General features: G+C 41.6%; 23 protein-coding genes and 1 pseudogene. 18 read left to right on the top strand and 6 right to left on the bottom strand.

Going from position 1 to position 22,053, the window contains the following annotated elements:
• Nucleotides 1-26: 26 nt before the first annotated feature.
• Both BUQ89_RS11330 and rpe read right to left on the bottom strand, forming a co-directional pair.
• A complete protein-coding gene (locus tag BUQ89_RS11330) occupies nucleotides 27-752 on the bottom strand; it encodes a phosphoglycolate phosphatase (protein ID WP_051537494.1) in 726 nt (241 codons plus the stop codon).
• Nucleotides 753-815: 63 nt separating this feature from the next.
• Nucleotides 816-1,493 carry a ribulose-phosphate 3-epimerase gene (rpe, locus tag BUQ89_RS11325; RefSeq protein WP_028460773.1) on the bottom strand — a complete coding sequence of 226 codons (678 nt, stop codon included), beginning with the start codon at nucleotides 1,491-1,493 and terminating at the stop codon, nucleotides 816-818.
• On the opposite strand from rpe, the gene BUQ89_RS14410 reads away from it, so the two are divergent.
• The 3 genes from BUQ89_RS14410 to BUQ89_RS11315 are packed head-to-tail and all read left to right on the top strand — an operon-like array spanning nucleotide 1,492 to nucleotide 2,777.
• Complete coding sequence (locus tag BUQ89_RS14410; protein ID WP_256205415.1) at nucleotides 1,492-1,623, top strand: hypothetical protein; 132 nt, start codon at nucleotides 1,492-1,494, stop codon at nucleotides 1,621-1,623. The two genes, rpe and BUQ89_RS14410, sit on opposite strands and share 2 nt — an antisense overlap.
• Before the next feature lie 14 nt (nucleotides 1,624-1,637).
• Nucleotides 1,638-2,021, top strand: coding sequence for a Co2+/Mg2+ efflux protein ApaG (apaG, locus tag BUQ89_RS11320; protein ID WP_028460772.1), 384 nt, complete (start codon nucleotides 1,638-1,640; stop codon nucleotides 2,019-2,021).
• Nucleotides 2,022-2,069: 48 nt separating this feature from the next.
• On the top strand, nucleotides 2,070-2,777 hold the full coding sequence (locus tag BUQ89_RS11315; protein ID WP_028460771.1) for an SAM-dependent methyltransferase: 708 nt from the start codon (nucleotides 2,070-2,072) through the stop codon (nucleotides 2,775-2,777).
• Nucleotides 2,778-2,837: 60 nt separating this feature from the next.
• Here BUQ89_RS11315 and gloA read toward each other — a convergent pair whose 3' ends face one another.
• On the bottom strand, nucleotides 2,838-3,221 hold the full coding sequence (gene gloA / locus BUQ89_RS11310; RefSeq protein ID WP_028460770.1) for a lactoylglutathione lyase: 384 nt from the start codon (nucleotides 3,219-3,221) through the stop codon (nucleotides 2,838-2,840).
• Entirely contained in the window at nucleotides 3,222-3,410 is a 189-nt protein-coding gene (locus BUQ89_RS11305) for a rubredoxin (protein WP_028460769.1), read from the bottom strand.
• A gap of 52 nt (nucleotides 3,411-3,462) precedes the next feature.
• On the opposite strand from BUQ89_RS11305, the gene thiD reads away from it, so the two are divergent.
• The 3 genes from thiD (at nucleotide 3,463) to hemL (ending at nucleotide 6,421) form a co-directional block, all read left to right on the top strand.
• A complete protein-coding gene (gene thiD / locus BUQ89_RS11300; RefSeq protein ID WP_028460768.1) occupies nucleotides 3,463-4,302 on the top strand; it encodes a bifunctional hydroxymethylpyrimidine kinase/phosphomethylpyrimidine kinase in 840 nt (279 codons plus the stop codon).
• A gap of 11 nt (nucleotides 4,303-4,313) precedes the next feature.
• On the top strand, nucleotides 4,314-4,937 hold the full coding sequence (gene thiE / locus BUQ89_RS11295; RefSeq protein WP_028460767.1) for a thiamine phosphate synthase: 624 nt from the start codon (nucleotides 4,314-4,316) through the stop codon (nucleotides 4,935-4,937).
• Between the two features lie 203 nt (nucleotides 4,938-5,140).
• Nucleotides 5,141-6,421 (top strand): glutamate-1-semialdehyde 2,1-aminomutase, encoded by a 1,281-nt coding sequence (gene hemL, locus BUQ89_RS11290; protein ID WP_028460766.1) that lies wholly within the window; start codon nucleotides 5,141-5,143, stop codon nucleotides 6,419-6,421.
• An 83-nt stretch (nucleotides 6,422-6,504) separates the two neighbouring features.
• Here hemL and BUQ89_RS11285 read toward each other — a convergent pair whose 3' ends face one another.
• A complete protein-coding gene (locus BUQ89_RS11285; protein WP_051537490.1) occupies nucleotides 6,505-7,152 on the bottom strand; it encodes a c-type cytochrome in 648 nt (215 codons plus the stop codon).
• A gap of 480 nt (nucleotides 7,153-7,632) precedes the next feature.
• Between BUQ89_RS11285 and map the strand changes: the two genes are divergently transcribed.
• From map to fghA, 5 genes are all read left to right on the top strand, one after another.
• On the top strand, nucleotides 7,633-8,439 hold the full coding sequence (gene map, locus BUQ89_RS11280) for a type I methionyl aminopeptidase (protein WP_028460764.1): 807 nt from the start codon (nucleotides 7,633-7,635) through the stop codon (nucleotides 8,437-8,439).
• Between the two features lie 231 nt (nucleotides 8,440-8,670).
• Nucleotides 8,671-9,390 carry a ribonuclease PH gene (gene rph, locus BUQ89_RS11275; RefSeq protein ID WP_028460763.1) on the top strand — a complete coding sequence of 240 codons (720 nt, stop codon included), beginning with the start codon at nucleotides 8,671-8,673 and terminating at the stop codon, nucleotides 9,388-9,390.
• A gap of 6 nt (nucleotides 9,391-9,396) precedes the next feature.
• Nucleotides 9,397-9,987, top strand: coding sequence for an RdgB/HAM1 family non-canonical purine NTP pyrophosphatase (gene rdgB, locus BUQ89_RS11270; protein WP_028460762.1), 591 nt, complete (start codon nucleotides 9,397-9,399; stop codon nucleotides 9,985-9,987).
• A 266-nt stretch (nucleotides 9,988-10,253) separates the two neighbouring features.
• On the top strand, nucleotides 10,254-11,360 hold the full coding sequence (locus BUQ89_RS11265) for an S-(hydroxymethyl)glutathione dehydrogenase/class III alcohol dehydrogenase (protein ID WP_028460761.1): 1,107 nt from the start codon (nucleotides 10,254-10,256) through the stop codon (nucleotides 11,358-11,360).
• The gene (gene fghA, locus BUQ89_RS11260; RefSeq protein ID WP_028460760.1) at nucleotides 11,360-12,217 is read left to right on the top strand and encodes an S-formylglutathione hydrolase; all 858 of its coding nucleotides are present in this window, start codon (nucleotides 11,360-11,362) and stop codon (nucleotides 12,215-12,217) included. The genes BUQ89_RS11265 and fghA overlap by 1 nt, the downstream gene beginning before the upstream one ends.
• On the opposite strand, the gene BUQ89_RS11255 is transcribed toward fghA, so the two are convergent.
• On the bottom strand, nucleotides 12,214-13,440 hold the full coding sequence (locus tag BUQ89_RS11255; protein ID WP_028460759.1) for an EAL domain-containing response regulator: 1,227 nt from the start codon (nucleotides 13,438-13,440) through the stop codon (nucleotides 12,214-12,216). The genes fghA and BUQ89_RS11255 overlap by 4 nt on opposite strands.
• Before the next feature lie 839 nt (nucleotides 13,441-14,279).
• On the opposite strand from BUQ89_RS11255, the gene BUQ89_RS11250 reads away from it, so the two are divergent.
• The 7 genes and pseudogenes from BUQ89_RS11250 (at nucleotide 14,280) to BUQ89_RS11220 (ending at nucleotide 22,043) form a co-directional block, all read left to right on the top strand.
• Complete coding sequence (locus tag BUQ89_RS11250; RefSeq protein ID WP_036572518.1) at nucleotides 14,280-14,882, top strand: XrtA/PEP-CTERM system exopolysaccharide export protein; 603 nt, start codon at nucleotides 14,280-14,282, stop codon at nucleotides 14,880-14,882.
• A gap of 63 nt (nucleotides 14,883-14,945) precedes the next feature.
• Nucleotides 14,946-16,511, top strand: a complete 1,566-nt coding sequence (locus BUQ89_RS11245) for an XrtA system polysaccharide chain length determinant (RefSeq protein WP_028460757.1) — start codon at nucleotides 14,946-14,948, stop codon at nucleotides 16,509-16,511.
• A gap of 74 nt (nucleotides 16,512-16,585) precedes the next feature.
• A complete protein-coding gene (locus tag BUQ89_RS11240; protein WP_028460756.1) occupies nucleotides 16,586-17,494 on the top strand; it encodes an XrtA-associated tyrosine autokinase in 909 nt (302 codons plus the stop codon).
• Nucleotides 17,491-19,035 (top strand): TIGR03016 family PEP-CTERM system-associated outer membrane protein, encoded by a 1,545-nt coding sequence (locus tag BUQ89_RS11235; protein ID WP_051537489.1) that lies wholly within the window; start codon nucleotides 17,491-17,493, stop codon nucleotides 19,033-19,035. Before BUQ89_RS11240 ends, BUQ89_RS11235 begins: the two co-directional genes overlap by 4 nt.
• Nucleotides 19,036-19,046: 11 nt before the next feature.
• Nucleotides 19,047-19,916 (top strand): XrtA/PEP-CTERM system-associated ATPase, encoded by an 870-nt coding sequence (locus BUQ89_RS11230; RefSeq protein WP_028460755.1) that lies wholly within the window; start codon nucleotides 19,047-19,049, stop codon nucleotides 19,914-19,916.
• A gap of 189 nt (nucleotides 19,917-20,105) precedes the next feature.
• A complete protein-coding gene (locus BUQ89_RS11225; protein WP_028460754.1) occupies nucleotides 20,106-20,957 on the top strand; it encodes an XrtA system polysaccharide deacetylase in 852 nt (283 codons plus the stop codon).
• Nucleotides 20,954-22,043, top strand: a pseudogene (locus tag BUQ89_RS11220) (FemAB family XrtA/PEP-CTERM system-associated protein). The gene BUQ89_RS11225 and the pseudogene BUQ89_RS11220 overlap by 4 nt, the downstream one beginning before the upstream one ends.
• The last annotated feature ends 10 nt before the right edge of the window (nucleotides 22,044-22,053 follow it).

The raw sequence follows: 22,053 nt of genomic DNA, 5'->3' as shown, positions 1-22,053 counted from the left end.
CAGTTCCCGTATTTTTGTGGTTCACATTATAGTTTTTTGACCAGTTTCGCAGCATCATAAAGCGATTCCACTATCGCGTCACAATCGAGCTTATGCACATCCCGTCCTTCATTGTAACCATAGGGTACACAAAAAACATGACAGCCTGCAGCACGCGCAGCGATAGCGTCATTGAGTGAATCGCCAATTAACAATGCTTCGCGAGGAAGAACATCAAAATAATTACAGATATGCAGCAGTGGCATTGGGTCAGGTTTCTTTTTTGGTAAACTGTCGCCTGACAGGACGATTTCAAACTGATCCAGTAAGCCAGTAGCACGCAGCAATGGTAAAGTAAACACTTCGGATTTGTTGGTAATACAGGCAAGTCGTAAACCCGAGCTCAATAAACTGCTGAGACCATCAATGACACCTGGGAAAGGATGTGTTTTTACACATAAATTTTCCGCATAATAATGTTGGTATATTGGCAAGGCTTTAGCCAATAATGCGGCGTCTGGTTCGCCATTTGTATCACCGGTCAGTGTACGTTTTACTAATCTTTCTATGCCTTTTCCGATATATGACTGAATGATAGTGGGCGATAATTCGGGTTTACCCAGTTCTCGTAACATCATATTAGCGGCAAGCGCCAGATCGTCAGCTGTATCCAGTAATGTACCATCCAGGTCAATCATGACGACCTTAATTGGTAACGGAAATTCGATTTTATCTACCGTTGTATTGGCGTAACGGAAAAGATTATTATTCATGGTAGAAAATAAGATAGATGAAATTGAGTCAAAATTTTCTTTGCAGAAAGAAGAGCTATACAACTATACTTTTGCTAGCTCGGAGCGCAATGCAGCTATGACGGTATCATAATGATGTGGGTCACTGTCTTTGCCTGCATTGTATATGGCTGATCCTGCAACAAAAGTATCCGCACCTGCGCGCGCAATTTCAGCAATATTCTCAATTTTCACGCCGCCATCAATTTCCAGCATGATATCTTTGCCGCATGCGTCAATACGTTGTCGTACTGCCTTGAGTTTCGCAAGGGCTTCAGGAATAAACGTTTGTCCACCAAAACCGGGGTTCACTGACATAATCAATACCAAATCCAGTTTGTCCAGTACATGGTCAAGGTAATCGAGTGGTGTCGCTGGGTTAAATACGAGACCGGCTTTGCAACCTTGTTCTTTAATGAGTCCAATGGTGCGATCAATATGCTTGGATGCTTCCGGATGAAATGAAATAATATTAGCGCCTGCTTTAGCAAAATCGGGAATGATGCGATCCACTGGTTCTACCATCAAATGTACATCAATGATCGCTTCAGTTAATGGGCGAATTGCTTCGCATACGAGTGGGCCAATGGTAAGATTGGGCACATAGTGGTTATCCATGACATCAAAATGGATAATGTCCGCGCCAGAATCAATAACAGCGGTGATTTCTTCACCTAACTTAGCAAAATTTGCTGAAAGAATGCTTGGTGCAATACGATACATGAGTGACCTCTCTATAATCAAAGGTGCTATTCTACCTGTAAATGGCCTTTACGCGTTAATAGCGCGCGTTGCTGATACGGCTAATCAGGGCAAGCTGGATTGTTTCTCTTTGATACAATATAAAAAATAGTGTGCAATATCGATATGACTGAAAGTAAAAAATATGAAATTGATGTGACCATCCGTACCACATACCTTCCTGATCAATCGAATGAAAAGATGGATCGGCATGTATTTGCTTATACCATTACGATTGCTAATATGGGTACAGTGGCAACACAGCTGATTAGCCGCCACTGGATTATTACAAATGGAGATGGCAGTGTGCAGGAAGTGCGTGGTTTAGGTGTTGTTGGTGAACAGCCTTTGCTTAAACCGGGTGATAGCTTTGAGTATACGAGCGGGACCGTTATTTCCGCATCGGTCGGATCCATGAAAGGCAGTTATCAGATGGCGGCAGAGGATGGTTTTCATTTTGACGTTGCTATTCCTGAGTTTATTTTGAGTGTACCAAGAGTGTTGCATTAGTTTTATTAGAAATGTGGACGCTATCTTATAACAAGGTTTAATCGTGCGATGACCGGCACACTTTATCTTATTCCAACGCTATTAAGTGGTGAGGATATTAACTGGGTTATTCCTAGTACGGTTCAGAAGCATATTGCAGATATCAGTTATTATATTGTTGAGCATCCGAAAACAGCCAGACAATTTCTGAAATGCATTAATTGTAATTTACCGTTGCAGAAAATTCATATGGAAATTCTGAATGAGCATACTCAATCCCATGAACTGCTGCCTTTACTTGATCCATTGCTGGCTGGTCATGATGTAGGCATTCTATCTGAAGCAGGCTGCCCTGCAGTTGCTGATCCTGGTGCAGAATTGATACGACTTGCTCACCAACAGAATATCCGGGTGATGCCTTTAGTGGGACCATCTTCTATCTTGCTAGCATTGATGGCCTCTGGATTAAACGGCCAGCGTTTTTCTTTTCACGGCTATTTGCCTGTGGAAAGAGATGTTCGGGTTAAGAAAATTATTGAGTTAGAGCAGCAATCCATAGCATATGATCAGACTCAGATTTTTATTGAGGCACCTTATCGAAACCAGAGGTTGTTGGAGTCATTAATTAAAACTTGTCATGATAATACTGATTTATGTATTGCTGCTAATCTTACATTCGTCAGTGAATATATCGCCACTAAAACAATTAAAGCGTGGAGATGTGCATTACCTGAAATCAATAAAATACCCGCAATTTTTCTATTTCATGGAAAATAACTGAATGGGTATTGGAGCTAAGAAAACGAAAAGAAACGATTGCACTGACGATTATTTGAATTATTTTTTCTGAATAAATTCGATTTTGTATCCATCTGGATCTTCCACAAAAGCAATGACAGTCGTGCCGTGTTTCATGGGACCAGCCTCTCGTGTTACTTTTCCACCCAGTTTCTTGGTTTCTTCGCAGGCCTGCTGTGCGTTCTCAACCTCAATGGCAATGTGTCCAAATCCTTCACCTATTTCATATTGAGTGATATCCCAATTATGAGTCAATTCGAGTACGGTACCGTTGGCTTCATCTTGATAGCCAACGAATGCAAGGGTGAATCGGCCATCAGGATAGTCCTTGCGGCGCAATAATTTCATTTTTAATACTAGAGTATAGAAGTCGAGCGATTTTTCAAGATTACCGACTCGTAGCATGGTGTGTAGGATACGCATCTATATTTTCACCATTTCAAAATCTTCTTTGCGCGCACCACATTCAGGACATGTCCAATTGATCGGTACATCTTCCCAACGCGTGCCGGCGGGGATACCTTCTTCCGGAGATCCTTCGGCTTCGTCATATATAAAGCCACAAATAAGACACATATAACGGTTGTAAACATGATTCTCTTCAGTCGGCATGATAGATAGGAGCCTCTTTTTAGGTTAAAATAGCATTTTACGGTATTAATGCATGTTACAGCCACCCCCTATTGTACTTTCTTTTGCCGCAAACGACCCAAGTGGCGGAGCCGGCATTCATGCGGATATTCTTACGATTGCCAGTCTGGGTTGTCACCCTTTGTCGGTAATTACGGCTATTACAGTACAAGATACAGTCGGTGTAGAAGATATACTGGCACTTGATCCGGAATGGGTAGCGGACCAGGCACGAGCGGTATTAGAAGATATGCCTGTGAATGTTTTTAAAATCGGACTATTGGGCAGTGTCGAAATTATAGCGGCGATTGCTGAAGTGATTTCAGATTATCCCGATATCCCGTTGATATTAGATCCAGTCCTTGCGTCGGGTCGTGGTGACGAATTGGCTAACGAAGAGATGGTACAGGCTATGCGTGAATTGTTGCTTCCGCAAGTGACTATTCTAACACCCAATAGCTTGGAGGCTCGGCGTTTGGCGCAGGATGATGATGACGATGATTCATATCTGCTGGATTTTGATCAGTGTGCAGAAAGGCTTTTACAAATGGGCTGCGAGTATGTATTGATTACCGGTACGCATGACTATACATCTCGGGTTGTCAATACACTGTATAACTCTGACGGTATTGTACGTTCGGATGAATGGCAAAGATTAGCCGGTTCTTATCATGGATCAGGATGCACATTGGCATCTGCTATCGCTGCCTCAATTGCGAATGGATTATCTGTCGATGAAAGCGTGTATGAAGCGCAGGATTTTACCTGGCGGGCATTGAAAGCGGGTTTTCGTCCAGGTATGGGGCAGCATTTACCAGACAGGCTTTTTTGGGCAGATGATGAAAATACGGACTTGAATAAGGATAAAAGTTAAGGTAGCTGCAAATGGTATGCCCTGAAATCGGCGGATTGTACGCCATTACACCGAATCAGATCGATACAGAAGGCCTGTTGATAATGACTGAGCAAGCACTTGCTGGTGGTGTTCGTCTGATACAGTATCGTAATAAAGCAGCGGGTACTGAATTGTTACGCGAACAGGCGCATGCATTGGCTCATCTTTGTCAAAAATATAGTGTTCCGCTGATTATTAACGATCATCTTGGTCTTGCTATTGAAGTGAAAGCGGCTGGGCTGCATATAGGTCAAACGGATATTTCTATTAGAGAAGCACGATATTGGTTGGGCAAGAGAAAAATTATTGGCGCTTCTTGTTATAATTGCCTGGATTTGGCTATTAGAGCTGAAGTGCAGGGCTTTGATTATGTGGCTTTTGGTGCATTTTATGCTTCAGTCACGAAGCCAGAAGCAGTGCCTGCTTCAATCGATTTGTTGCATCAAGCAAAGAAAAGACTATTGACACCTGTTGTTGCCATTGGTGGAATTAATTTAATCAATGCTGAGATCTTAATAAAAAATGGGAGTAATGCCATAGCGGTTTGTAGCACTTTATTTTGTGCACAAAATATACAATCTACCGCTAAACAATTTTCACGATTATTTTATTAAAGTAAAAATCTGCTAGATTTTTACAATCTGGGCTGGCGAGGGAATAGGTAATCATCTCTTGATCATCGGAAACACCGTTACTATTGATAATGCAGTGTTGAGATAATACCCGCGGTTTTCCCTATGTACATATTAAATTGGTTTTTATCGGAGCTGCTTCCAGATGCAATCCACTATTTTTAATCATACTGACGAGTTATCAAATGACTTCACGTAATCATCAATTGTTTGAGTTGTCTCAGAAATATATTCCCGGTGGCGTTAATTCACCTGTGCGCGCCTTTAAATCAGTGGGTGGTGAACCCATATTTTTTCAGAGGGGACAGGGAGCTTATGTATGGGACGTAGATGGAAAGGCTTACATCGACTATGTGGGTTCTTGGGGGCCATTAATTCTAGGTCATGCACAAACAGAGGTAATCAACGCAGTACAAACAGCCGCGCAGAATGGCTTAACTTTTGGTGCGCCTACTGAAGCAGAGTTGAAAATAGCGGAGCTGATTTGTCAATTAATCCCTTCAATCGAACAAGTTAGGCTGGTCAGCTCGGGCACTGAGGCAGGGATGAGTGCTATCCGTCTGGCGCGCGGTTATACAGGTAGAAGCCATATTATTAAATTTGAAGGGTGTTATCACGGTCATGATGATGCTTTGCTAGTGAAGGCCGGTTCTGGTGCCTTGACTTTTGGTCATCCTAGTTCTGCCGGTGTTCCTGCGGAAACAGTAGGGCATACTATTGTACTGGACTACAATGATCGAGCTGGATTGGAAAAAACATTCGTTGAGCATGGTGATAAGATTGCTGCGGTTATTGTTGAACCGATTGCGGGTAATATGAATCTGATTATGCCGGAATCAGGTTTTCTGGCTACTTTGCGTGAATTATGCACCCAGCATGGTAGTGTGCTGATTTTTGATGAGGTAATGACGGGTTTTCGTGTTGGTCTGAGTTGCGCTCAGGGTCTTTATCAGATTAAACCGGATCTCACTACGCTGGGTAAAGTGATTGGTGGTGGTATGCCAATGGCAGCCTTTGGTGGAAGGCGGGATATTATGCAATGCCTGGCACCGTTGGGGCCAGTATATCAGGCAGGAACACTTTCTGGTAATCCCGTTGCTGTTGCAGCAGGATTGGCTACTTTGAAACAGGTACAAGCAGTTGGGTTTTATGAGAGACTTGCGAGCAAAACTCAACAGCTTACGGAAGGTATTGTTGCTATCGCAAAAAAGCAAGGGGTTGCTTTTTGTGCTCAGTCAGTGGGTGGAATGTTCGGACTCTATTTTAGGGAGAAAATCCCAGCCAGTTTTTCTGAGGTGATGGAGTGTGATAAAGATGCATTTAATCGATTTTTTCATGCCATGTTAAATGAGGGTGTTTATTTTGCACCCTCGGCATTTGAGGCGGGTTTCGTTTCCTCTGCCCATGGCGATATGGAAATCGATAAGACGCTAGTTGCAGCAGAAAAGGTATTTGACACTTGGTGAGTTTCGTTTCGGTGTGATAACAAAAAGGCAGCCATGGCTGCCTTTTTGTTATCTGTTAGCAATTAACTAGAAGTTGGTAGAAGTTAGCGCAGTTTGGAAATATATTCAGCTACGGCTCTCTTCTCTTTTGAGCTCATGCGGGTAACAATTGTCTGCATGACGTGGCCATCATTGGCGCGATTGCCATTACTGAACGCCTTTAACTGAGCCGTTGTATATTCAGCATGCTGTCCTGCTAGAGCAGGATAATGGGGTGGAATGCCAGAACCATTAGGAGAATGGCAACTCGCGCACGCAGGGACACCATTTTCCAAATTACCGCCATGATAAATGATTTTCCCTGCTTTTAGTAATGCTTCATTCTGAGCTATATTACTTGTACTTGGCTCTGTTTTTTGTTGAGCATAATAAGTGCCAAGACTCTTCATGTCTTCCAGTGAGAGTGCGGCGACCATGGAAGTCATGACAGGACTGTTACGTTTTGCTGGCGATGTATCCGTTACCTTAAAATCAATCAATTGCTTGGTAATGTATTCTGCATGTTGCCCAGCTAAGATAGGATTCAACGGGATGAAACTGTTGCCGTCAGCATTGTGACAGCCCGCACAAACACCGGCCGCAATATCTTTACCTTTAGTAGCGTCACTATTAGCAGCTGTATTGTTTTCAGCGAAGATTGGAGCAGATAATGTCAGAGCAATGACTACTGCCGTATTCATAAATATTTTCATGTTTTGCATTCCATTTTCTTTAGGGCTTCCGAAAACTTGGTACTGATAGGATCAACTGTGCATTTTAACAAGGCGAGAGATTATTAACAACAAAAAAACCGTTAACATGTGTAGCTGGAATCCGTATTATTGAAGGAACTTGTCTTTTTTATTTGTATTGAGTGTTAGAGGTGCTTTTATTATCTAGATCATTGCACAAGCGCCATAATTATTTCGCTCTGGAGGAGCTTGTCTGTTGCCTGTGAATATCGATTATTTTTGGCAAGAGTACCTGCTGTATCCGGAAGTAAGTGCATTTTTGTTGGGTAAGATGCTAAGGTAACGGTTGTTATTTTATATTGAATTAACATATTCAAGTTAAAGTATATGTTTGCTGAATTTATGAATTATCATTGTTACATTTATTTCTTCGCTGATTTTGCAAGCATTGTCAAAATGTTATCATATAATTGTTGACTATTTAGCTAACTAAAAATCATTATGACAGTACATATAAAATCGTTACAAGAAATAGAAAAGATGCGGGTTGCGGGTAGACTTGCTTCAGAGGTTTTAGATTATATTGCTCCTTTTGTTACACCTGGAGTTACGACTGGTGAGCTTGATGGGTTGTGCCATCAGTATATGACTGAGGTGCAAAATACAATCCCTGCACCCCTCAACTATGCGCCACCGGGACATTCGCCCTATCCAAAATCGATTTGTACTTCAGTAAATAATCAGATATGCCATGGCATACCCGGCAAAAAAAAGCTGAAAAATGGCGATATTGTCAATATTGATGTTACCGTTATTAGTAATCGTTATCATGGTGATACGAGCCGCATGTACTACGTAGGCGAACCATCAATTCAAGCCAGACGCTTATGCGAATTAACCTATGAAGCAATGTGGCGAGGTATAGATGAGATTAAACCCGGTAAACATCTGGGAGATATTGGCTACGCTATTCAGAGGCTGGCCGAAAGCGTGGGATATAGTGTGGTGAAAGAATTTTGTGGTCACGGCATTGGTTTAAAGTTTCATGAAGACCCACAAGTACTTCACTATGGTCGTATTGGTACTGGTTTGCGGCTTGAGCCGGGTATGATTTTTACGGTTGAGCCTATGATTAATGCTGGTAAAGCTGCTATTCGCCATTTACCTGATGGATGGACTATTACAACTAAAGATAGTAGCTTGTCAGCGCAATGGGAGCACACTGTATTAGTTACTGAAGATGGATATGAGGTGCTAACCCTTTCTGCTGATGCCCCGCCAAAACCAATATATCGTTTTTCCAGCTAATAATAAGAGGCCTTCGTATAAATCGTATTTTGAAAATTTTTGTGCTGGTATATGACCGATAAAATTAATAACCTGAAAATACCAAGCTATCGAAAAAATCAGTTATGCAACGATTTTTATAATTAGCTATTTGCATCAATAAGTGTAATGTTATAGATATCATTAAAAAAATAGTACGTTCTGATACTGCTTAATATTACGCCCTAACTAGATATAAGGTCTGACAGAGTGATGCGTCCCGATAATCGTAATCCTGATCAAATGCGTCCCGTACAAATATTTCGCCACTATACCAAGCACGCTGAAGGCTCTGTGCTAATTGAATGTGGTGATACCAAAATTATTTGTACGGCCAGTGTAAACGAAAAAGTTCCTCAATTTCTTAAAGGCAAAGGACAGGGCTGGTTGACTGCTGAATACAATATGTTGCCATGCTCCACCGGTGAACGTATGCAACGTGAAGTAATTAAGGGGAGGCAATCCGGCCGTACGATGGAGATTCAACGATTGATCGGACGCGCATTACGCTCGGTGGTAGATATGAAAAAGTTGGGTGAACGGACGATTCAAATTGATTGTGATGTTATTCAGGCAGACGGTGGTACTCGAACGGCCAGCATTACCGGTGCATTTGTGGCGCTACATGATGCAGTAGATAAGCTATTATGCAAGCAATTAATAGAGCATACACCCATATTGGACCATATTGCAGCCATCTCGGTTGGTATCCATAAGGGTGCGGCCGTACTCGATCTGGATTATCAGGAAGATTCTTCCTGTGACACGGATATGAATGTGGTGATGACAGGGAGTCTGGGCTTGGTCGAAGTGCAAGGAACGGCAGAAGGAATCGCTTTCAGTCGAGAGGAACTGAATATCATGTTGGATAAGGCACAGCAGGGAATTAAAGAATTGGTCGCAATTCAGAAAACTGTGCTGGCAGTAAGTTGAATGAGTATGCATGATATAAAGAAGCTTGTTATTGCGAGTAATAATCAAGGTAAATTAAGTGAAATAGGCGCTTTGTTTGCGCCACTAGCTATTGAAGTGCTGCCACAATCCACGTTCAACATTAATGGGGTGGACGAACCCTATCACACCTTCATTGAAAATGCTTTGGTCAAAGCGCGTCATGCCAGTAGATGTTCTGGTTTGCCTGCCTTGGCGGATGACTCAGGGATTTGTGTTAATGCATTAAAAGGTGCGCCGGGTGTTATTTCAGCACGTTATGCTGGTGAACCTAAATCAGACAAACGCAATAATTTAAAGTTAATTAAGGTACTCAAAGATCAATCGGATCGAAGTGCCTATTATTATTGTATTATGATATTGGTCCGGCATGCAGAGGATCCTCAGCCGATGATTGCTGATGGTATCTGGCATGGTGAGATTGTTTTACACCCACGGGGTGAAAGTGGGTTTGGTTACGATCCTTATTTTTTTCTGCCCGGATCGGGCAAGACTGCGGCAGAGTTGTCCTCAGACCAAAAAAATTTGATCAGTCATCGTGGTAAGGCACTGACACGGTTAATTGAAAACTTTAGATGAAAATAGATTGAAGCACAATGATGAGGAATAAAACAGCCTCGAAAAAAATGCATACACGTTTTCCGGAATAATAGAACGTATACTTGCGGCTCAAAAAATCGAGTATCTGAAATATGAAATGAATGTATTGATACCAGATAAACATATCCGGGAACTAAAGACTGGTTTTCATATTCAATGTATTGTAGGTATACATCCATTACTGTAGCGCAGCAAATCATAAATTAGAAATATAACTAAACAAAACTTGTAAGAGGATTATTCTGATGAAAACACGCGCTGCGGTTGCCTGGAAAGCTGGGCAACCGCTTGTTATTGAGAATGTTGACCTGGAAGGTCCCAGAGCGGGTGAAGTATTAGTTGAAATTAAAGCAACCGGTATTTGTCATACTGATTACTATACCTTGTCAGGGGCTGATCCGGAAGGCTTGTTTCCTGCTGTTTTGGGTCACGAGGGCGCTGGTATCGTTGTTGATGTCGGACCAGATGTAAGACATCTGCGTAAAGGGGATCACGTGATTCCGCTCTACACACCAGAGTGTCGTGAATGTAAATTCTGTTTGTCACAAAAAACTAATCTTTGTCAGGCGATTCGTAGCACGCAGGGGCGCGGTCTCATGCCGGATGCAACTTCACGTTTTTCTCTCCATGGAAAACCACTCTTTCATTATATGGGTACTTCTACTTTTTCAAATTACACTGTGGTGCCGGAAATTGCGCTGGCAAAAATTCGCGAAGATGCGCCTTTCGAAAAAGTATGTTACATCGGATGTGGTGTTACTACAGGTATTGGCGCGGTATTATTTACAGCTAAAGTTGAAGCCGGCAGTAACGTAGCTGTATTCGGCCTGGGGGGCATCGGTTTAAATGTAATACAGGGCGCAAAAATGGTCGGCGCTGACAAAATTATCGGTATTGATATTAACTCGGAGCGAGAGGCCATGGCGCGTGAATTTGGCATGACGCACTTTATTAATACTAATGAAGTTCCCGATATTGTAGATGCGATTGTTCAGCTTACAGATGGTGGGGCCGATTATAGTTTTGAATGTATTGGCAATACCCAAGTTATGCGTCAGGCGCTGGAATGTACCCATAAAGGTTGGGGGCGGAGCATTATTATCGGCGTGGCGGAGGCAGGTGCGGAAATCAGTACACGCCCTTTTCAGCTTGTGACTGGCCGGAAGTGGGAAGGCTCGGCTTTTGGCGGGGCGCGTGGACGCACGGATGTGCCAAAGATTGTCGACTGGTATATGGAAGGAAAAATTAATATCGATTCATTGATAACGGATATTTTGAAGTTGGAAGATATTAATGAGGGATTTCGCTTAATGAAAGCGGGTAAGTCCATCAGATCTGTGGTGGTTTATTAATGAAAGCAGTATTGGAGACGGTTAGTCAGCATCGTTGTTTTGATGGTATGCAAGGCTTCTATCAACATCATTCCGAAATTATTGGTTTGCCCATGCGTTTTTCGGTATATCAACCACCGCAAGCGCAATATAGTTCTGTCCCCGTATTGTTTTTTTTGGCTGGTCTTACTTGCACAGAAGAAACTTTTATGATTAAAGCAGGTGCGCAGCGTTATGCTGCCAAATATGGATTAATGCTTGTAACAATGGATACCAGTCCGCGTCAAACAGGGCTTCCGGGGGAGAGTGTGGATTGGGATTTGGGCGCGGGCGCAGGATTTTACCTGGACGCTACTGTAGCGCCGTGGTCGCAATATTACCGTATGGAAACCTATATTACACAAGAATTACGAGAAATAGTTCTTGCGCAATTTCCAGCAGATAAAGACCGGATCGGTATTTTTGGACACTCTATGGGCGGTCATGGCGCTTTGACTTTAGCACTCAGAAATCCGGAAATATATCAGTCTGTATCTGCTTTTGCTCCAGTTTCTTCCCCTATGTCTTGTCCGTGGGGACAGAAAGCATTTACTCATTATCTCGGTGAGACGTGTGAACGCTGGCGTGGTCACGATGCGACCGCTTTAATTGAAGATGGTTGCCATCATGCATCCCTACTGCTGATTGATCAAGGTCTGGATGACCCATTTCTGAGTGAACAACTGCATCCGGATCGCCTCGAAATGGCTTGTAAGAAAGCGAAACAAAAATTGATACTACGTTATCATGAAGGCTACGATCACGGATATTATTTTATCAGTACTTACATAGCGGATCATTTAAGACATCATCGAGATCTCTTGAACAGTTCCCATTAGGCCGGCTTAGTAATCAATCCATCGCGTAGTCGTTTCTGCCAGTCTTTCATCCAATCAAGAAAATCGTCGGCTAAGAGAGGGCCGGAGATGAAATATCCTTGGGCAAGGTTACATCCTGTTTCACGTACAAGTTTCCAATCATCCTGGTCTTGGACGCCTTCAGCTACAACTTCCATATTCAGTTGCCTTGCCAGGGCCAGGCTGGCGTCATACATTGCGCGCAAAGTTTCATCGGCCCAAGCGCGGTGCACAAAGCTCTGATCAATTTTGAGCTCATCAAAAGGAATGTCACGTAACTGAGCGAGTGAAGAATGCCCTGTCCCAAAGTCATCTATTGAAAGACGAAATCGTTTTAATCGGAGTCGAGTCAGAATTTCGAGCGGGATTCGAGTGTCTCCCATTAGCTGACTTTCAGTGACTTCCAATACGACTTTCTGGGGTGGTACTCCTGCTTGAGTGACAAGATTAACTACTAAATCCTGGAAGTCCAAAGAGGTTAAATTATCCATGGATACATTCACAGCTACCCGGAACATTAATCCGGCTTGATGCCAAACTCTAGCTTGGGCGAGGGCATTGGTGAGAACCAGACAGGTCAGGTCATTGATTAAATCATGTGCTTCTGCAACAGCGATAAACTGATCAGGTGTTACCAGACCATCATCAGAATGCTGCCACCGCACGAGTGTTTCTACGCCCGCCACCTCGCCCGTAGCTACCACCACTTTGGGCTGATAATAATTGATCAGTTCTCGATTCGTGATGGCGGCCCGTACTGCCTCCATGCTATATGTTTTTTTCTTTTGTGGCTGATTGTGGTGTAAAGAAGGGGGTACCCATTTCTTTATTAATGCAGTCAATGCCTGGGGTTTTACCGGCTTATGTAAATAGCCCAACATGGGTATCTCATGAGCATGAACGAGTTTCTCGGCCGTTTTCAATATGCGTTCATCTTCACCGCTGACCAAAATGAGACTGCCTGCATAATGTCGCTCAACTAGGTGACGTACAAACTCAATTCCATCCATTTCTGGCATATTAAGATCCAGCAATATTACGTCAGGTTGTGTATCTGGATTGCCGATCTGTTTAAGTGCATCGCGCCCATTGTCACAAAAATTAACAGAAGTGAATCCCTGATTTGAAAGCATACGAGACAATAATCCGAGCATGAAAGTATCATCATCAAGTATCAGAATCTTAATTTCAGATAGTTCAGGCATAACATTCTTTTTCTTCGAGTGATAGGATAGATATCATGAAAAACCATGACTCTGAGTAAATTATTAGGAGATAATACACCGAATGTTCTTTATTCTCAGAGAAATTTGGGAATTAACGCTATATCAGAATGCATTGCATTTCATTGTTGTGAGTGATATTCCTTGGATATTTGATTTGCATGCTTCATATCGTATGGTGAAAAAATGAAAGCAAGAGGAATTCTGTAATCTGATTGAAATTATCTGGAATTTATAGTATGTCTTTCTATACAACTGCCTATAAAGTCTATAAACAAGATAAGACCGCTGCATAACTGGTTATCTCGGGCTGGGCAAGATTTTTAAGTGTTTGATTTATCAATGCTGCAAGTAATCAGAAAAGCTCAAAAATACAGTTATGCAGCGGTCTTAAGATAGAAATGCATTAATCGGTTCTAATGCAGAAATTAATTAGAAATAAAATACCCATTTAGTTCCATTTTAAATATAGGTGCCGATCTTTGTATTGATGAAGTAATTATGCTGGTACTTAGGCCTGGTTGCCATACTGCTTAGAGTTGATATGATTGATACGTTAACATATTGAATATGTGAAATTTTTTTAATTTTTCATAATGATCCACGACAATATTTGCTGACCGCTTTAACGGATAGATTAATTTTTTATCTACTTCATTGGTATTCAATATTTTTAATATAATAGAAGAATTCATGTTTTATTTATAGCGCATCATATTCAGATTCTGTATTAATATCTGTTGTATTTTTAATACAATGGTGAGTGCACTTCATATTTTGACAAAAAGGAAACTCGAGTGAATGCTCTATATATTAGTATTATGAGACGATCGACTTGTTTCATTATCATATTATTATTTTTTATTTTAGGTGGTTGTACGACTTATCCGCCGCTGACCGATACGATGGGAAGTGTTTCTCACGATTATCTGGTTGGTCCGGGGGACACTGTAGATATTATTGTTTGGCGTAATCCCGAGGTTTCAATGTCGGTGCCGGTTCGCCCAGATGGAAAAATTACCACACCACTGGTAGAAGACTTGCCAGCCAGCGGAAAAACATCAACAGAGTTGGCCCGTGATATTGAAGGCGCATTATCTAAATACATTCAACAGCCAGTTGTGACAGTGGTCGTGACTCAGTTTGTTGGGCCATTTGGTGAACAAATTCGCGTTATCGGTGAAGCGACGCAGCCCCAGGCTTTACCTTATCGTGAGAAAATGACATTAATGGATGTTTTAATTGCAGTGGGTGGCATTACAGATTTTGCAGCAGGCAATAGAGCTAGAATTATTCGAAATGTAGATGGAAAGCAACAACAATTTAGTGTTCGGTTGAATGATTTAATCAGAGATGGCGATATATCAGCGAATGTGCCGATGTTTCAGGGTGATGTACTGGTAATACCCGAGAGTTTCTTCTGATAGTTGTATTTGTGATCAAATTTAAGATAGATAGATCATCTCATAGAGGGAGTAACTACTAAAATGGAAGAGCTGATAACCCAACTATACGTGTATTTAAAAGGTATATGGAAATATCGTTGGGTATCGATGATTATTGCCTGGATTATTGCTATTACAGGGTGGGTAACCGTTATCAATCTACCGGATAGCTATCAATCTTCGGCTAGAATTTATGTTGATACACAAAATATTTTAAGACCGCTCATGGCTGGTATGACAGTTTCTCCTAACTTGCAACAACAGATCTCTATAATCAGTCGTACGTTAATCAGCCGCCCAAACGTAGAGAGAATTATACGCATGGTCGATCTGGATATTAAAATTGTGAAGGAAGCTGAAAAGGAGAGATTGGTTGCTGAATTGATGAAAGAAATAAAACTGGGTGCTGCTACCGGAGGCGATAATATCTTCACTATTTCTTATGATAATAAAGATCCATTCCTTGCAAAGGATATCGTTCAGTCTTTGCTCACCATCTTTGTAGAAGAGGGGCTTGATGGAAAGAAGGATGATTCTTCATCAGCACTACGATTTATCGATCAGCAGATTGCAGCTTATGAAGAAAGATTGGTTACGGCAGAAAATGCCTTGGCAAATTTCAAACAAAGAAATATTGGATTGCTACCTGGGCAGGGCGGCGATTATTATTCTCAACTGTCAATGGCTACGGATGAACTTAAGAAAGCACATCTTGCATTAAAAGAAGCTGAAAAGGCACGTGATGCAATCAGAAAGCAAATTAGTGGTGATGAGCCTGTTTTGATGTTGGATCCATCTTCTTTGGCACCTGAGTCTATTGTAAATCCTGAACTTGATGCGCGCATTAGGGTGCTCAAAGAAAATCTGGACACACTCCGGCTCAATTACACAGAACTGCATCCAGATATTATTTCAACAAATCGTTTAATCTCGCAGCTCGAAGAACAGAAGAGAGAGGCACTAAGATTGGCTTTGCCTGGTAACGATTTCGGTAAAAATTACAGTCCCATGTTGCAGCAGTTGAATGTTGCATTAACAGATGCAGAAGCAATCGTTGCTTCTATGAATGCTCGCGTGGAAGAATATACTGCGCGTTACAGCCAGTTAAAATCCATGAGTAAAGCCATACCGGAGGTGGAAGCGGAGTTCACTCAACTTAATCGTGATTACCATGTAAATAAAGCTAATTATGAGAAGCTGCTTGAGCGTCGTGTTTCTGCAGAAATGTCCGGTGAATTAACTTCTAATTCAGGCTTGCTGTCATTTAAGATCATTGATCCACCAAAAGTTCCCGAGATACCCACAGGCCCTGATCGTACGAAATTATTTACTTTTGTATTTTTAGGCGCATTATTAGTCGGAGTCGGCGTTGCGTTTATTATCAGTCAAATTCGACCGGCCTTTCATAGTTCTAATGATTTGCGTGAAGTTACTGGAATAACCGTTCTGGGTGCTATACCGATGGTTTGGACTGATCAGCAAAAATTAAAAAGTAGAAATCGCCTCTACATATTTGGCTTTTCATTGTTATTCTTGTCAATTTTATACATGGTTTTAATCCTGTATGTAAAGCAGATAATTCAGCTCGTTGCCAAGCTGCCATTTTAGATTCTGCATATGTTTCTACATATGTGTGCTTTAAATAATAATGGATTCATGGATAGACGCCATTGGGAGATAACGTGAGTATTATTGAAAAAGCAGCCGGAAAAATCGAAGCAGAAGCGCGTATTGATACGAGACGGGTATCGCATGATGTTAATATCAAGTCTGATATCAAACAAAGACCGCCCTTAGATAACGAAGTTCTTGAAAATGAGGTTAAGCAGGCTCAGCTGCATTCTTCCGTTACCAAGTCTGCTGCGGAATCAGTGCAGGTCACCATTGATCACGATAGATTGCATCAACTGGGTATCGTTACACCCAGTCAGGGGAAAACACAAATTGCTGAGCAGTTTCGAATAATCAAGAGACCGTTACTTACAAAGGCAGTTAAGCAGAATGGCAATCCTGTAAAAAATGCTAATTTGATTATGCTCACTAGCGCGCTTGCTGGGGAGGGGAAAAGCTTTTGCGCTGTAAATCTGGCGATGAGCATTGCTTCTGAAATGGATCATCGAGTTTTATTGATAGATGCGGATGTGGCTCGTCCTACCGTGCCAAAAATCCTGGGAATTGGTGCTAAAAAAGGTTTGCTAGATATCCTTCTGAATGAGAAGCTTGATGTCGCTGATGTAATGCTTAAAACCAATGTTGAGAAGTTGACAATCATTACTGCGGGAAGTCCGCACTCACATGCGACCGAGTTGTTGGCAAGTCATGGAATGAGCGTGTTACTCGATGAACTATCACAACGCTATCATGATCGGATTGTGATATTTGATTCGCCTCCTATTTTGTTGACCAGTGAAGCACGTGTTTTAACCGCTAGAATGGGGCAGATTGTTTTAGTAGTTGAAGCTGAGAAAACGACGCAACAAGCAGTCAAGGAAATGCTTCGGCATATTGGATCGCATGACAATATCAATTTAATTTATAACAAAGCGAAGGCATTTTCAGGTGAGGAATATTATGGGTATTATTATTCATGAGATTAACCGAAGATAGTTATCAGGGCCAAGATTTATTTTTAATCGTTTGTCCTACTATCATTGCAATATTTTTGTTTTTCTCATCTGTTGCTGATGCGGCTGAATGGAGCATTGATCCAAGGCTGAATATAAGAGAAACATATACTGATAATGTAAGATTAGGGAGTGGGTTTAGAAGAGCCGGTAGCAAGCCGGATGATTTTATTACACAAATTAATCCTGGTCTATCATTAACGGGTTTAGGGCGACGTGTGAATGTCAATGCATCTTACACAATGAATAATCTTATCTATGCTAGAAATAAGGATCTAACCAGAATAAGACACCAGCTTAACGCCAAAGCAACAACGGAAATCATTGAAGATCTGTTCTTTTTAGATGGAAATGCTTTAATGTTTCAGCAAAACACCACATTATTGGGACCGCAAGCCATTGATAATACTAATGTGACAGGCAATAGAACCAGCATTAGAGCCTATAACATAAGCCCTTATTTGCGTCATCGATTTCAGAACTTTGCTTCCACCGAGTTACGCTATGCGCATGGCATCGTTGAGTCGGGTACAAATGGATTACGTAATAGTCAGCGGGATAGTGTTTTATTGAATTTAAATAGTGGTGATTCTTTTAAAATATTCACTTGGGGCTTGAATTATAGTTATCAAAAAATCCATTTTGACGGTAATACGATTCGTGCTGGTCGGAATGTGGAATTAGAGCGTTCTGTTGCCAATTTTCGTTATAACATAACGCCTCGATTTGGTTTAACGGCAACAGGAGGCTATGAAAGAAATAGTTTTGTTTCAACCAGAGGAAATCCGTCGAGTCCTACCTGGTCGGTTGGCTTTGCCTGGTTGCCGAGTGAAAGAACGGATATCAGTGCAAGTGCCGGGCAAAGATTTTTTGGTGATACTTACGCAGCTCAAGTCAATCATCGCACACGTTCGACAACATGGAGTGCGAGTTATAATGAAGATATAACGACTTTTAATCAACAGGCACAGCTTGGCGGGACATCCGGTACAAGTGCGATCGATACATTACCTGTTTCCGGTTTGTCGAACACTTTCTTGTCATCGGATAATCTTCTGTCAGCTAATAATTTCTTAACTAACCGGCTTTTTCTACAACGGCGCCTGCAAGCTTCTGTCACTGTAAATGGGGTCAGGAATACCCTTTCTTTAAGAGTATTTAATATGTCACGTAAAGCATTTTCGCCGGCCGATCTGGATATCGATCTGGTTGGAATAGAAAATCTTTTGTTGCTTAACAATACGAGGCAAACGGGCGGCAACGTGTCGTGGAGTTACCGATTTTCTCCTCGCACTAGTGTCAATATGAATGCCAGCTTTATTCGATTTAAATTCTTCTCCGTTAATCGAATTGATGATAATCAAATTCTGATGATGAGTCTGATAAGGCAGATTCAGCCCAATTTAATGGGTGTGTTTCAATTACGGCGTATTCAGCGAGATTCTAACCGACAAGGGAGTGACTTTAATTCGAATTCTGTTATAGCATCTCTAAATATGAACTTTTAGTGGGAAAATTGATGTACGAATCATATTATGGTTTCAGAGCTAAGCCATTTCAATTAAAGCCCGATCCGGACTTTTTCTTTAGTAGCAAGGGGCATAAACGTGCTATGGCCTACTTGGAATATGGCTTATCTCAGAAAGAAGGGTTTATTATTATTACTGGGGAGATCGGGGCAGGTAAAACAACGCTCATGCGTAATCTTTTCAGGAAAATTAAAACGGAAAAGATTGTTGCAGCACAGATCGTTAATACTCATCTTGATGCATCCGATATCTTGAGAGTGGTCGCAGCTGCTTTTGGTTTGTCTTACATAAATGTGACTAAGGCTGCACTATTGCTGGAGCTAGAGCAATTCCTTCGTCAGTGCGATCAGCAGGGTAATCGTGCATTGTTAGTGGTCGATGAGGCCCAAAATCTTTCTGGGCATACATTGGAAGAATTAAGAATGTTATCTAATTTTCAAACTGATGATCGACCTTTGTTACAAACTTTCTTACTTGGTCAACCAGAATTCAGAAAAATATTATTTGGTAATAACATGCAGCAGCTACGGCAAAGAGTGATTGCTACATATCATTTGGGACCTATGAGTGAGTTGGAAACAAGGGCCTATATCGAGCATCGTTTGAATGCGGTTGGTTGGCAGGGTAATCCCGTTATTAGTGATGATGCGTTTATTATGATCCATGAATATACTGAAGGAATCCCAAGAAGAATCAATTTACTGTGCGATCGTATGTTGATAATGGGGTATTTGGAAGAGTTGCGGGATTTTGGTGGTGCGGAGATCCGCGATGTAATTCAAGATTTCCAACAAGAATCCTGCTTTTCTGCGGCTGATTCGAATGAATCCGGTTCGCTTACAGGTACGTCTGATAAATAACTTCGATCAAATATATTAATCCGAGATCTGTATCAGCTACTTGTGAGCGTGGAAAAAAGAAAGTAGTTCCTATGCAAAACTTGTTTAAATAAATCGTGTTGTTATCCGATAACAGAGTAGCTTTAAGTAGGATGAGGCTAATGTATACGGATTCATATTCTGATTCTGCTAATTATTTGAGTGCGATGAATGAAATCTAAGCTTATATGTAACGCTATGACAGTCGATGTGGAGGATTATTTCCAGGTTTCGGCCTTTGCATCCCATATTCCAAGAGAATCGTGGGAAACATTGCCGTGTAGAGTTGAACGTAATATTGATCGTATTCTTTGCTTGTTTGATGAAAAACAGATAAAAGCTACTTTTTTTACTTTGGGTTGGATTGCACAACGTTATCCGGCCATGATAAGTCGTATCGCTGCACATGGTCATGAGCTGGCCAGTCATGGTTGGGCGCATCATCGTGTCTCAGATCTTAAACCCGAAGAATTTCGTGATGATATTATTCGCAGTAAAGCAATTCTAGAAGATATTGGTGGTCAGATTGTGGTCGGCTATCGCGCACCCAGCTTTTCGATTAATAGCAACAACCTTTGGGCATTAGATTATCTGGAAGAAGCGGGTTATCGTTATAGTTCGAGTATTTATCCAGTGCATCATGATCATTATGGCATGCCGGACGCACCTCGTTTTGCTTTTTATCCGAGAAAGAATGGTGGGCTGCTTGAGTTGCCTGTTTCAACCGTATGTTTATTCGGTAGGAATATTCCAGTAGGAGGAGGAGGTTACTTTCGGTTCTGGCCTTATTCACTATCTCGTTGGTTTATACAGAGACTTAATTTGACTGAAGCTCACGCCGCAATTTTTTATTTTCATCCTTGGGAAATAGATGATGACCAGCCTCGCCAGGTGGGTATTGGCTTAAAGACACATTTTCGCCATTACCTTAATCTGCATCGTATGGAAGGAAGGATTAGAACGTTGATTCGTGATTTTAATTGGGGGCGTATGGATCAGATATTTCTGAAAGAAGCAATATGAATCACTCGCCTGGCCAGTTGAATGATGTGTCTGATATTGATTTGGTTACTACTGCACCATCTGTACATCAGTTGCTGTCAGAAGATGCTGATAAATGGGATGATTTTGTCTTCACTTGTCCGACTGCAACTTTTTTTCATCGAGCAGGCTGGAAAGAAGTGATTGAACGTGCTTTTGGACATAAAACCTGGTTTCTTTACGCGGAATCCGAAGGTAAAATTCAAGGGGTGCTTCCCTTAGCTGAGGTTGATAGCTATCTTTTTGGACATTCTTTGAGTGCATTGCCTTTTTGTGTCTATGGCGGTATTGCTGCAGTTACCAATGTTGCCAGAGAGGCACTGGATCATGCTGCTCAGGAACTTGCCGCTCAGCTAGGGGTGGATTATTTAGAGTACCGAAATCTGGGGGTGTTTCACTCAGAATGGCCGAGCAAAGATTTATATGTCACTTTTCGTAAAGCAATTGATCCTGATATTGAGAAAAATATGCAAGCTATTCCACGGAAACAACGTGCAATGGTTCGCAAAGGCATTAAGGCCGGGTTGCAGAGTATTGTAGATCAGGATATCGAGCGTTTTTTCTTGGCCTATGCTGCTAGTGTGCATCGGCTGGGCACGCCGGTATTCTCGAAAGATTATTTTTCCTTACTGAAAGAAATATTTTCTGATGATTGTGAGGTCATGACGATCATTAAGGATGAACGGACTATCAGTAGTGTAATGAGTTTCTACTTCCGTAACGAAGTATTACCCTATTATGGTGGTGGAATAAATGAGGCAAGAGACCTGGCTGCAAATGATTTCATGTATTGGGAATTAATGAGACGTTGCTGTGAGAAGGGCATCAAAATATTTGACTTTGGGCGGAGTAAACGTGATACCGGTTCTTATCATTTTAAGAAAAACTGGGGGTTTGAACCACAACAACTTTAAACTTTACTATGAATACCAGCTTGTCAAAGCTAAGACGATACCTGATCATAATCCATTGAACCCTAAGTATCAGTTTTTTATTAAAGCATGGCAGAAGCTGCCGCTTCCATTAGCGAATCTGATTGGTCCGCATATTGTGAAGAATCTGGGTTAGATTATATATA

This window comes from Nitrosomonas cryotolerans ATCC 49181, from assembly GCF_900143275.1.
Classification (GTDB): Bacteria; Pseudomonadota; Gammaproteobacteria; order Burkholderiales; family Nitrosomonadaceae; genus Nitrosomonas; species Nitrosomonas cryotolerans.
Note: the sequence above shows the minus strand (reverse complement) of the source record. Positions and strands in the feature narration are given on the sequence as shown.

Bases quoted from the DNA above. Each gene is read 5' to 3' on its own strand.
- BUQ89_RS11235 (WP_051537489.1), top strand. From the start codon at position 17,491: ATGAGATTAACCGAAGATAGTTATCAGGGCCAAGATTTATTTTTAATC.
- BUQ89_RS11230 (WP_028460755.1), top strand. From the start codon at position 19,047: ATGTACGAATCATATTATGGTTTCAGAGCTAAGCCATTTCAATTAAAG.
- BUQ89_RS11285 (WP_051537490.1), bottom strand. From the start codon at position 7,152: ATGAAAATATTTATGAATACGGCAGTAGTCATTGCTCTGACATTATCT.
- apaG (WP_028460772.1), top strand. From the start codon at position 1,638: ATGACTGAAAGTAAAAAATATGAAATTGATGTGACCATCCGTACCACA.
- BUQ89_RS11305 (WP_028460769.1), bottom strand. From the start codon at position 3,410: ATGCCGACTGAAGAGAATCATGTTTACAACCGTTATATGTGTCTTATT.
- thiD (WP_028460768.1), top strand. From the start codon at position 3,463: ATGTTACAGCCACCCCCTATTGTACTTTCTTTTGCCGCAAACGACCCA.
- rdgB (WP_028460762.1), top strand. From the start codon at position 9,397: ATGCATGATATAAAGAAGCTTGTTATTGCGAGTAATAATCAAGGTAAA.
- BUQ89_RS11255 (WP_028460759.1), bottom strand. From the start codon at position 13,440: ATGCCTGAACTATCTGAAATTAAGATTCTGATACTTGATGATGATACT.
- rph (WP_028460763.1), top strand. From the start codon at position 8,671: ATGCGTCCCGATAATCGTAATCCTGATCAAATGCGTCCCGTACAAATA.
- BUQ89_RS11250 (WP_036572518.1), top strand. From the start codon at position 14,280: ATGAGACGATCGACTTGTTTCATTATCATATTATTATTTTTTATTTTA.
- map (WP_028460764.1), top strand. From the start codon at position 7,633: ATGACAGTACATATAAAATCGTTACAAGAAATAGAAAAGATGCGGGTT.
- rpe (WP_028460773.1), bottom strand. From the start codon at position 1,493: ATGTATCGTATTGCACCAAGCATTCTTTCAGCAAATTTTGCTAAGTTA.
- BUQ89_RS11315 (WP_028460771.1), top strand. From the start codon at position 2,070: ATGACCGGCACACTTTATCTTATTCCAACGCTATTAAGTGGTGAGGAT.
- BUQ89_RS11265 (WP_028460761.1), top strand. From the start codon at position 10,254: ATGAAAACACGCGCTGCGGTTGCCTGGAAAGCTGGGCAACCGCTTGTT.
- hemL (WP_028460766.1), top strand. From the start codon at position 5,141: ATGACTTCACGTAATCATCAATTGTTTGAGTTGTCTCAGAAATATATT.
- gloA (WP_028460770.1), bottom strand. From the start codon at position 3,221: ATGCGTATCCTACACACCATGCTACGAGTCGGTAATCTTGAAAAATCG.
- BUQ89_RS11330 (WP_051537494.1), bottom strand. From the start codon at position 752: ATGAATAATAATCTTTTCCGTTACGCCAATACAACGGTAGATAAAATC.
- BUQ89_RS14410 (WP_256205415.1), top strand. From the start codon at position 1,492: ATGAGTGACCTCTCTATAATCAAAGGTGCTATTCTACCTGTAAATGGC.
- fghA (WP_028460760.1), top strand. From the start codon at position 11,360: ATGAAAGCAGTATTGGAGACGGTTAGTCAGCATCGTTGTTTTGATGGT.
- thiE (WP_028460767.1), top strand. From the start codon at position 4,314: ATGGTATGCCCTGAAATCGGCGGATTGTACGCCATTACACCGAATCAG.
- BUQ89_RS11245 (WP_028460757.1), top strand. From the start codon at position 14,946: ATGGAAGAGCTGATAACCCAACTATACGTGTATTTAAAAGGTATATGG.
- BUQ89_RS11225 (WP_028460754.1), top strand. From the start codon at position 20,106: ATGAAATCTAAGCTTATATGTAACGCTATGACAGTCGATGTGGAGGAT.